Origin of the sequence: Mycobacterium sp. (assembly GCF_049281135.1) — a bacterium.
Classification (GTDB): Bacteria; Actinomycetota; Actinomycetes; order Mycobacteriales; family Mycobacteriaceae; genus Mycobacterium.
Map to the genome: position 1 here is coordinate 1 of NZ_JBAPRN010000495.1, position 1,960 is coordinate 1,960.

4 protein-coding genes are annotated in these 1,960 nt (G+C 64.2%); all 4 read right to left on the reverse strand.

The genetic code is table 11. The annotated features are described in order from the left end of the window. The coding region (locus WAN02_RS19850) for an SDR family NAD(P)-dependent oxidoreductase (RefSeq protein WP_422265943.1) at positions 1-560 on the reverse strand (560 nt) is incomplete at its 3' end. 83 nt (positions 561-643) lie between these two features. Then, complete coding sequence (locus tag WAN02_RS19855; RefSeq protein WP_422265944.1) at positions 644-898, reverse strand: hypothetical protein; 255 nt, start codon at positions 896-898, stop codon at positions 644-646. Between the two features lie 99 nt (positions 899-997). After that, positions 998-1,702 carry a glycoside hydrolase gene (locus WAN02_RS19860; RefSeq protein ID WP_422265945.1) on the reverse strand — a complete coding sequence of 235 codons (705 nt, stop codon included), beginning with the start codon at positions 1,700-1,702 and terminating at the stop codon, positions 998-1,000. 69 nt (positions 1,703-1,771) lie between these two features. After that, on the reverse strand, positions 1,772-1,960 hold a 189-nt coding region (locus WAN02_RS19865), incomplete at its 5' end, for a hypothetical protein (protein ID WP_422265946.1).

A 1,960-nucleotide genomic window follows, 5' to 3' on the forward strand; every position in this document is an offset into this window, starting at 1 on the left:
GTGCGTATCAACCCGGGATGGACCGAGTTGACGCGGATGTTGTATCGCCCGAGTTCGATAGCCGTCGATTTGGTCAGCCCCCGTACCGCCCACTTGGAGGCGACATAGGCGTGCGCGAACGGGGCACCCCGCAGCCCTTCGATCGACGAGATGTTGACGATCGAGCCCCCGCCGGACCGGATCATTTCATCCACCACGGCCTGGGTGCCAAGAAAAGTGCCGGTCAGATTGACGTCCAGGGTGTGGCGCCAACGTTCGAGTTCGAACTTGCGCAGCGTCTTCCGGCCCGCGACGCCGGCGTTGTTCACCAGGACGTTGAGGTGCCCGAAGCGCCGCACTGTCTCGGCGACCGCCGAAGCCCACTGCTCCGGCTGTGTCACGTCCAAGCGTAGATAATGTGCGCTGTCGCCGAGTTGTGTTGCGACAGCATGGCCTTCGTCGTCGAGCACGTCGCCGATCACGACCTTGGCCCCTTCGCTGAGCAAGAGGCGTGCGTGTTCGGCGCCCATTCCGCGGGCACCGCCCGTGATCAGCGCGACTTTTCCTTCGACTCGTCCCACGAAAATCTCCCTCTAGCTCCGGTGGCCGGTCAGTCACGGCCATGAAGGGAGAGGTTAGGCGAGCGGCAATGCAGTCGGGCGGTTTAACCGCCGTACGTAGGCCCCTGGACCCCGTTGGTCCACGTCGTGCATTTGTTGCCGGTGCAGCACGTTTCCTGCAACTGGGCGTCTTGCCCGAAATGCGCGCTCACCTGGCTCTGGGTGTATTGGCCACCGGAGGCCTTACAGGAATCCTCGATGCCAGTTTGAGCGTGAGCGAAAGGCGCGGCCAGAATCATCGCCGTGACCGGGATGCCGAAAGCGGCCACCGGGAGCGAGCGGAAGACCGGACGTTTCATGTTTCTCCATAGTTCTCGGGGTCGGGCCCAGTTTACCGGCTGGCGCTTTTAAGACGGCCGCCGTCGGACGGTCGCGTGCGTTTCGGCCACCCGCGGCGATCAGGCCGGCGGGGTCGGGCTCATCGATCCGATGGAGTAAGTCTCGTGGCCCGTCGGGTAACCGCCGCCATCGGTAGCGATATGCACATGGTCGTAATGGTTGGCGGTTTCGTTCCCGAGGTTTGCCGTCCAGCTTGGCTTGCCGATCCCGGGGTAGATCTTCTGCCGCCAGATCACGTGGTCGACACCCCACCGTTTGGCGTTGGCCAGGGCATAACCGGCTATCTGGTCGCCGAGTTCGATACCTTCAGGTGAGTTGTGGTTCGGGATCATCACGTCGATCGCCAACCCGTTGGGGTGCCACCTCAACGCGTCTTGGCGGTACCCGCCGATGGTCGTGATCTGCGGAAACAGCAGGCTGATGGCGCGAGCTGCCCAGATCGTCTTGACCTGAAGGCCGTTCTCCGGAGCGACGCCGGCGGGCAACGCGAAGGTGAAACTCTGAGCCGTGGTCGGGGCGTCAGCCGTCAGCGATTTCAGTTCGGCAGGGCTGGCGACCCGCAGCGGTGGTGCTGGCGGCGGCGGTGCCGGTGGCGCGGGTTGTTGGAGCGCCACCGGGCTGGCGCTGGGCGCCGCTGCCGTCGGTTTTCGGTCGCAACACGGCGTCTCGGTGCTTTGGGCATACAACATGGCGGCAGAAACGGCGAGGGTCGCGCCGAACGCCAGCCAGCGGCCCCGCCCGTTGGTTGCCCGGTTACTGCTCACGAGCAGCACTTTAACGCCTGGTCAGAGGTTGTGTGGCAACTTCGGCCAGGTCGTATCGGAGCTCTTAGATCAGTAGATGACCGGCGAGAAGGCCGCTGAATTGCCCGTGCCCTGGCAACTCACGTCGACGGCGTAGTGCCCGCCGAGTTGCTGGAAGACGATGGTGATCGGCGGGGAGGGATTCGGCCCGTGAAGCGTCGTCTGACGGTTGTAGGGAAGCGCGGGAGTGCCCTGAACTCCCACCGCATGGTATTGGCA

Excerpts from the sequence above, each read along its gene's own strand:
- WAN02_RS19855 (WP_422265944.1), bottom strand. The coding sequence starts at position 898 with ATGAAACGTCCGGTCTTCCGCTCGCTCCCGGTGGCCGCTTTCGGCATC.